Here is an 8,407-nt window from a genome sequence, read left to right as displayed (position 1 = left end):
ATGGCGTTCATATAGGCCACCTGGGCGCTAACATCAATAGCAAGCACCAGCCTTGCTTCCTGCCCGTCAAAGTCAATTACATTTCCCTGCACCCTCACATCAATCACTTCCCCGTTCTTCTTACAGTGTTTGAAGATCCCTTCATGAAAGTCCTCCGTTCCCCTGATCTTATTCAGCTCTGCCTCCAGCCTTTCTATCTCGCTGGCAGGTCGTATATCCTTAATGGTCATGGAAAGAAATTCCTCCCGGGTATACCCGTAATGCCGGATGGCGGCATTATTCACGTTCAGGAACCTATAGGTTTCCATATCATACACCCACATTGGAAGCGGGCTTGAATTAAACAGGTTACGGTATTTCTTTTCACTTCTTTTAACCAGGAGTATTGCTTTCTTTTTTTCAGTAATATCCTGCAGTATGCCATAGATCCTGTCTACATTCCCATGCTCATCCAGCTCATAGCGTCCTTCTGAATACATATGTCTTACCTGTCCATCTTTTCTTATGATCCTGAAGCTGATGGATTTGCCCTGTCTTTTTTCTTCAGCTTCTTTCAGCTGCTGCAATACGCTGTCTTTATCTTCCGGATGCACAAAAGAAAGAAAGCTTTCAAGGGAGGGAGTTATCTCATTTACGGAAAGGCCAAAGATCCTGAACATTTCATCTGACCAGCTGGATATACCTTCCCGGATAGAAGCCTGCCAGTTACCAATATGCGCAAGCATCTGCGCTTCCTTTAGCCTGGTTTCACTGCCAATAAGTTTCTGGGTGGCAATTTTTTTCTGGATAACATTTTCCAGCAGCATCCTGGACTTGCCAAGGGTAATGGCCTCCATCCTGTTAAGGCCACGGGCTTCTTTAAAGTAAACTGCAAAAGTGCCAAGCACGTTATGCTCCTCATCATAAAAGGGCAGGGAAAAACAGGCCTGCAACCCGTGTTCCTTTGCCAATTGACGGAATTCGGCGCATAGAGGACCCGCCTGCACGTCGGTTACATTAATATCCTGCTTTAAGTAAGCAGCGGTTCCGCAGCAGCCCTGTCCATAACCTATTGGCGTGCCCTCAACAACATTATTATAGGATGCCGGCAGATGGGGTGATGACCAGTTGAACAATTTGCCGTTATGCACTTTTAATACAGAGCAGAACATGCCGGGATGAATGCTGTGGATCCCGTTAAGCAGGTTGGTTATTACTTCGGTCAACGGCGTATGTGTTCCCGCAATAGCCTTCAGCACCTGCTTTTCCAGCTCATTATACTTCCGGTGAAGTTTACTTTCGGTAATATCGCGGAAAATGATCTGGATGCCGCTTTTGATGGGATATACATAAATGCCCACCCATATATTGATAACCGGGATGAATTCTTCAAAATTCCCGATCTTTTTCTCTGTCATTGTTTTTTGATAAACCTCCATGATAGCAGGTGTCAGCTCACGGCTGAATGCTTCAAAGAGATTTTCACCGATCAGCTCACTGCGCTTTTTACCGACTATTCCCTCCGCTGCTTTGTTCCACCCGGTTATTGTCCAGGATTCATCTACCGTGCATAACCCGTCCGTTATGCTCTCTATGATCCGTCCCATCTGGTCATCCGTGGGATTACCCGCTCCCTCAGCCGGATCTTCTTCCAGGGTTCTGGCCACACCATAAAAAACCTGCTGCTCCGGTTGCCATTTTAATGTCCATTCAACCGTTATTGCTTCATTATTGTTGGCCAGTAACCGGCATTCAAATTTTACCGGTGCCGACAGGGATAATTGCTCAAAAAAGTCCTGCTCGTCCGGCTCATCCGGTTTTGTAATACGGTTTATAAGAAAAGGCAGCGGCCTGCCCGTAAGCCATGCAGGCTCATATCCCCAGGGCATACCTGAAGCGCCCGCTACTTCAATAAATTTAAGGTTACGGTCAAAAATGCAAAATACATCGGCGGATAATGTTAGTAGGTTATTCAGGTGAATATTGCCCACCATAGCAAATTCCTGCATTCAAACAGCAGTTTTCGGATAGTTAGAAATTCTTGTATCAGTAACGGTTATAGCTGACCAGCGCCAGGCCTTATAGTTTGCCTGCCTGCAAGGTCAGTAGTGCTTCGGATCATGATCATATTTTTCATACGCTGCCTTTCAATGGCATGTAATAGTTTATCTCAAAATAAACATTCCGGTTCAGATTTCTTAATTAAAATAACCGTGCCAAAACCAGCTAATCCGTGCTTATCCTTTATAATTACCGTCCCTGGCGCCGGTTTGTTCCGGGCCATATCCCGGTCGATAATAGAACATCCGGTACCATTTAAGTGTTCCCGCAACATGGCTTAAAGTTTGTGACGCGGTAATGAGAGCTTACCCGGTTTAGCTACCCCATTATAAATACGAACACTTAATCTTAATAGCAATCATATGGATCACATAAGTAAAATGAGCCGCCGCAAAGCCCTGGGCGGCATTGCGGCGCTTGCAGCAGCGCCCTCTTTAATTACCAAAGGGGCTGCACAGCCCACATCCGCACCGGCACCGGGCCTGGAAGACCCAACCACTAAATATCCAAAGCCGCCGTTCAAAGGGCAGCAGCAACCCTGGCCGGGCTTATGCAGTAAAATGGAGCCTCGTCCTGATCATGGTGAAACAAGCTATAAAGGATCGGGCCGTTTAGCCGGGCGTAAGGCGCTGATCACAGGAGGCGACTCCGGGATGGGCCGCGCAGCTGCAATTGCCTATGCCCGTGAAGGAGCCGATGTAGCGATCAACTATTTACCGGATGAGGAACCGGATGCACGGGAAGTAACTGAGCTGATAAAATCAGCAGGCCGCAAAGCTGTGGCAATACCCGGGGATATACGGCAGGAACAATTTTGCCGGGAGCTGGTAGCAAAAGCAGTACAGGAGCTGAATGGTTTGGATATAGTGGTTTGCAATGCAGCGCGGCAGCAAACCAGGCCATCCTTACTGGATGTTTCTTCTGAAGATTTTGATGCAACCATGAAAACAAATATCTATGCGCCGTTCTGGATCATTAAGGCTGCCCTGCCGCATCTGAAGCCCGGCTCCGCCATTATTGGCACCGCATCAGAGCAGGCATATGATCCGTCGCCCGATCTTTATGATTATGCACAAACCAAAGCAGCAACGGTCAACTATGTAAAGTCACTGGCCAAACAGCTGGGTCCCAAAGGCATCCGGGTGAATGGCGTGGCCCCCGGTCCCATCTGGACCCCATTGCAGGTAAGCGGCGGTGCAACGCAGGAAAAATTAAAAAGCTTTGGAGGTGATACCCCGCTGGGAAGGCCAGGGCAGCCTGTGGAGCTAGCCTCCATTTATGTGCAGCTGGCGGCTGCCGATGCCAGCTTTGCTACCGGGCAAATTTATGGATCTTCAGGAGGGAAAGGCCAGCCATAAACATTAAAAAAAATAGCGGATGGAAATAATGATCCATCCGCTATCCATCCTTTTAACCCTTGTGCTTTACGCTTTCTGCTTTCTGCTTTTTGCTTTCTGCTTTCCGCTTTACCCTCTATAATCCCCATCCCTGCTGCCGGTATGTTCCGTAACCATATCCCGTTCCGCCCGTGAAGCGTCGTGCGTGGTTTCCGTACGGCCATCTTCCTTATCACTGATCTCATTCAGCTTACGGGCGTAGGCGGCGCTGCCGGTTGTACCTAACATATCAGACATAAACACATGCATTTTAGTTTTGGCGCCGGATATAATTTTGCTTTCCCCCTTCATCAATGCTTCATAACCATCCCTGGCCACTTCTTCCGGCGGCGCCAGCTTGGATTCGCGGTAAGTAACCGTATCTTCCTGCTGTGCTTTATGAAAAAAGTCGGTATCCGTAGCGCCCGGCAATAAAACGGTAAGGGTTACACCGGTATCTTTCAGCTCATTGGCCAGCGCGGCGCTGAATGAGAGCACAAAGGCTTTGGTAGCTGCATATACCGATAGCAATGGCATGGGTGTAGTGCTTGCTTCAGAACCCAGCTGCAGGATCTTACCTTCATTACGCACCACCATATCCCTTACAAAATACTTGGTAAGGGAAAGCAGGGCTATAATATTCAGCTGTATTATATCTATATCGCGCTCCAGGTCTGTTTCCAGGAAAGGCCCCCACTGGCCCTGGCCCGCATCGTTCACCAATACATCAACCATAATTCCCATTGCCTTTACTTCATTATAGATCTCCTTAGCAGCTCCCGGCTGAAAAAGATCTTTCACCTTAGGCGTTACTTCCACACTATAGGCGCTTTTCAATTCATCCGTTACCTGCTGCAGGCGGTCCTCGTTACGGGCAACAAGGATCAGGTTAAAACCATCCTGCGCAAACAGCTTCGCAAGCTCATATCCGATCCCGCTGGTGGCGCCGGTTATCAGCGCATATTGGTTACGGTGGTCTGTATTCAAAGGTTCCATATGCAGTGTTTTATCTTGTGGTCACAAAAACAGGGCCATGGCCATTCCCTTGAAACGCTTTACTATAAAGGCTCCTGTTCGTCACCAGCCTCAACTAAACTTGCAATGCACATTACGTGGAACATTGTGCTCAATTACGGCAAAGCGTGTTCAGCGATCAGGATATTGCAAAGCGCTTCGCTGCTTCATTAAAGCAACGGCCGTGTTCACCATGGCATACAAATTGGATGCGTTCCTTTATTAAACGCAGCAGTATGAAAGAACTTAGTATTACGGAAAAAATAGCCCGTTTTGCTTTGCAATCGGCCTATTCCCAACTCAGCACTGATATACGCGACCAGCTCAAAAAACATTTATTGGATTCCATCGGCTCCATGCTCTATTCCCTGCAGGCGCCCACCGTACAAAAGCTGTTAAGGCAAACCGCCGGCTTGCAGCAGGATGGCGCCTGCCAGGTACCGGTAATTGGCCATACGGCTGTAGACAGGGCCGCACAATTATATACACTCCTCATACGCTATCCTGATTTTATGGATAACTTCCTGGGCAAAGAAGCTACCTGCCACCCCAGTGATAATATTGGCGCCGTATTAGCCGCCGCACAGCTGGCAGGCGTAAATGGCCGCGATTTTTTAACTGCCATGGCGGTTGCTTACCAGCTGGAATGCACGCTGATAGAACAAATGCCGCTAATGGCCAAAGGTATTGACCATACAGTATTACTGGCCATGTCAGTAACCGCGGCGCTGGGCAAAATGTTCTCGCTAACAGAGGAGCAAACAGCCCATGCCATTGGTATTACAGCCAGCACCTTTAACACCACCGTTACCACGCGCGCATCCTATACCTATGAGTGGAAAGGCTTTGCATCTTCGTTAGTAGCCTTGGGCTGCACAAATGTGGTTTTGCTGGCAAAGGAAGGCGTTACCGGCCCTGTAAATTATTTTGAAGGCCCAAAGGGGTTCAAGGATGAATTTGGAATGGATCCGGCTTTTGATTGTGCCACCGGTGATTTCTCCCTCATCAAAAAATGCATCTTAAAAAGCTATAACGCAGAAGTACATACGCAGCCTGCAGTGGAAGCTATGCTGGAGCTGCGGCAGCAATATAATATAATACCTGCAGAGGTTGAAAAGATAGACGTAACCACTTTTCTTACTGCTTATAACATTGTTGGCGGAGGCAAGTATGGCACCCGTAAGCTGGTACAAACCAAAGAGCAGGCCGATCACAGCCTGCCTTATCTGTTGGCAGTAGCCCTGCTGGACGGAGAAGTATGGCCACAGCAATTTTTACCGGAGCGCATTCGCCGGGCAGATGTACAGGCCTTGCTGCAAAAGGTGGAAGTGGGCACCAGCCTGCCCTTACATTCACCGCGAAAGATCATAGAAAAAATAGATCCGTATACGGCTCCATATCCTGAAAAAATGGATACCAAAGTTTGCATAAAGTTAAAAAGCGGCGAAGAGCGCTGTATAAAAAAAGAAGACTTCAAAGGCTTCCACACCCGCCCGCTTAGCTGGGACGATGTGATCGCAAAATTTCATAAGCTGGGCGCCGGCAGCCTCGACGAAGCCACCCGGGAGCAGATCATAAGAACGGTACAGAACCTGGAAAACGAAGATATTTCCACTTTAACAAATGAGCTGGCGAACTCACATGCGCTGGCATAAGCGCTGATTGGGGCAGGAAGTGTTTACATCGTTCCCCGGATTGTTTATAGCCGCACAGCGCAGGTATAGCCGCAAAAGCCCGGAATACTCTTTGATTATAGTTTAAGGTATTTACAAGTATAATCACTGTTCAAATAAGAATATATGAAAAGTATACTGGGACTAATAGCGGCGCTATGCCTGCTAACAGCCTGCGGCACCTCCGCACGCATTGATAAAAGCTGGCGCGATCCTGAAGTAAGCGTAGACGTATCCAAACTGAATAAGGTGCTGGTGGTTGCATTATTAAACTCAGAGGCAAACCGCCGCACCACGGAAGATAAGCTGGTAGCTATGCTGGGCAACAAAGCTGTTCCTTCGTATAATATTCTCACAAAGGATGTAACAAAGGAAGATGAAGCCACCATCCGGGAGAAAATTAAGAACGATGGATTTGATGGTATTGTTATAATGCGGCTGGCAGATGTTGAAAAAGACAGGGAGTATGTAAGGGACGGCGCCTACCCCTACCCCTTCTATTACCGCCGGTTCTGGGGATATTACTGGAATGCCTGGAACGCTTATTACAACCCCGGTTATTACAGAACCACCAAAACCTATACAGTGGAAACAAATGTATATTCCCTGATCCGGGATAAGCTGATCTGGAGCAGCACCACCAAATCTGTTGACCCCTCTAACCTGGATAAGCTAATGGATGCATCGGCAAAAGTGGTATTCGACGAAATGAAAAAGCAGGGGTTTATTACAGGAGTTTAAAAACAATTAATAATTAAGAATGAATCACTAGCGTCTCGTTTAAACTAGAAGATTTTCAATTGGTTATGTAAAAGTTCTTTGACATCTTGATCGCTTGGTTTTTTAAGAAGTTGATTTATTGGTGTTTTATCCAATAAGGAGCTTCCCAATATTTGTAATACCTCATAGGAGGTATATTCTGTATTTAATCGCTTCCGAATAATGGCAACTAAGGTATACGTGATAACAGCAGTATATACCTGCGTTTTGACGGCATTTTCGGTAGTACCCCAGAATGATTTTATTTTAAGGTGCTGCTTTATCCATTTGAAGAACAGTTCTACTTTCCACCGATGCTTATAGAGATCTGCAATTTCTTCGGGAGACAGATCCAGGTTATTGGTTAAAAAAACAAATGTCCTGTTCTGCTCTTCATCGTGGAACTTAATGCGTCTAATTTTTTCCGGGTAATCTTTAGCCGAATAAAACACTTTGAGTTCACCAATCTGGTCACATCGCACCCCGGTTGATTTGTCAACAGTAGCCGAATACTGCCTTTTAAATTGCAGGTTGTTCTTCGCTCGGATGACAAAAAAAGATTTTGATTTATGAATAATGAAAAGTCGCTCAAAATCAAGGTAGGCCTTATCAAAGACATAGAAACTACCCGGTTCATAAACAATTTTATCCATCGCCTTCACATCATGAACTGATCCCGCAGTTAAATGCATGAAAACCGGAATTGAAGTCCGTACATCATACTGCGTATGTATTTTAATAGCTCCTTTCGCTCTTCGAAAGGTAGCCCAACAAAATACATTCAGACATAAATCGATGGTAGTAGAATCAAAAGCATATACAGCATTCGAAAATGAAAATTGAACGGTATCATCTGCCATACAAATCTTTCTCGCTTCTGCAATAAGATAATACGCAAAATCCTGGTAGATGCGCCAGTTCCGATTCGCATTTGCTTTTCCGAGATTGGCCTTTGAAACGCCTTTTCCGAATCCAAGATGATAGGCTTTGGAAGAGTGTGCATTAACAGTAAGTACCAGGTCACTTAAGCTATCTCTATTACTTAATTGGCCATACATCATGCACAGCAACTGGTTCCAGCAAGTGAAATGTCTAACACGATAGTCTCCATTATAATGGCTGACTATTGTATCAAAGACTCGCTGTGGTAGAAATGAACTTATCTGTGCAAAGACGTATTTGCCTTTATTCATAAACGAGCTGATTTTCAGAAAGTTATGAATTTGGTAATTTCAAATCGTCACGACCTTAAATTCGCTTAAAATCCAAGCGTATCAAGACTTTCAAAGAACTACTTATTATTTTAACGAGACGTTAATGATTCATTCTTAATTATTAATTATTTGATCTTATCATTCGGTTTGTACGCGGCATACCACTGTCCCAGCGTTGTAAGCTTACCATTCGCATCTATTAATGCAGACGACCATAAGCGGCTGCTGGTAAGGTTTCCGGAAAACCAGGAATAACGCTGCACAAAGGGCAGGGCTTCCAGCTGCGGTAACAGCCTTTGCATAAAGCCCAGCACCATGGCCGGTGTATAGG

At 46.1% G+C, this 8,407-nt stretch carries 7 protein-coding genes; 3 read left to right on the top strand and 4 right to left on the bottom strand.

Annotated elements, in window-relative coordinates:
- Window positions 1-1,988: PAS domain S-box protein (locus VIM87_RS26575; protein WP_331999916.1), on the bottom strand; the 1,988-nt coding region annotated here is incomplete at its 3' end.
- Between the two features lie 414 nt (window positions 1,989-2,402).
- Between VIM87_RS26575 and VIM87_RS26570 the strand changes: the two genes are divergently transcribed.
- A complete protein-coding gene (locus VIM87_RS26570) occupies window positions 2,403-3,398 on the top strand; it encodes an SDR family oxidoreductase (protein WP_331999915.1) in 996 nt (331 codons plus the stop codon).
- 108 nt (window positions 3,399-3,506) lie between these two features.
- Here VIM87_RS26570 and VIM87_RS26565 read toward each other — a convergent pair whose 3' ends face one another.
- Window positions 3,507-4,412 carry an SDR family oxidoreductase gene (locus VIM87_RS26565; RefSeq protein ID WP_331999914.1) on the bottom strand — a complete coding sequence of 302 codons (906 nt, stop codon included), beginning with the start codon at window positions 4,410-4,412 and terminating at the stop codon, window positions 3,507-3,509.
- A gap of 254 nt (window positions 4,413-4,666) precedes the next feature.
- Here VIM87_RS26565 and VIM87_RS26560 point away from each other — a divergent pair, with 254 nt between their 5' ends.
- Window positions 4,667-6,085, top strand: coding sequence for an MmgE/PrpD family protein (locus VIM87_RS26560; protein WP_331999913.1), 1,419 nt, complete (start codon window positions 4,667-4,669; stop codon window positions 6,083-6,085).
- A gap of 144 nt (window positions 6,086-6,229) precedes the next feature.
- Entirely contained in the window at window positions 6,230-6,844 is a 615-nt protein-coding gene (locus VIM87_RS26555; RefSeq protein WP_331999912.1) for a hypothetical protein, read from the top strand.
- A 44-nt stretch (window positions 6,845-6,888) separates the two neighbouring features.
- On the opposite strand, the gene VIM87_RS26550 is transcribed toward VIM87_RS26555, so the two are convergent.
- Both VIM87_RS26550 and VIM87_RS26545 read right to left on the bottom strand, forming a co-directional pair.
- The gene (locus tag VIM87_RS26550; RefSeq protein ID WP_331999911.1) at window positions 6,889-8,055 is read right to left on the bottom strand and encodes an IS4 family transposase; all 1,167 of its coding nucleotides are present in this window, start codon (window positions 8,053-8,055) and stop codon (window positions 6,889-6,891) included.
- 146 nt (window positions 8,056-8,201) lie between these two features.
- Window positions 8,202-8,407, bottom strand: a 206-nt coding sequence (locus VIM87_RS26545; protein WP_331999910.1) for a glycosyl hydrolase, incomplete at its 5' end; no start/stop codon positions are given.

The organism is Chitinophaga sp. (assembly GCF_036569125.1).
Taxonomy (GTDB): Bacteria; Bacteroidota; Bacteroidia; order Chitinophagales; family Chitinophagaceae; genus Chitinophaga.
This window is presented reverse-complemented; position numbering and strand designations above follow the sequence as displayed.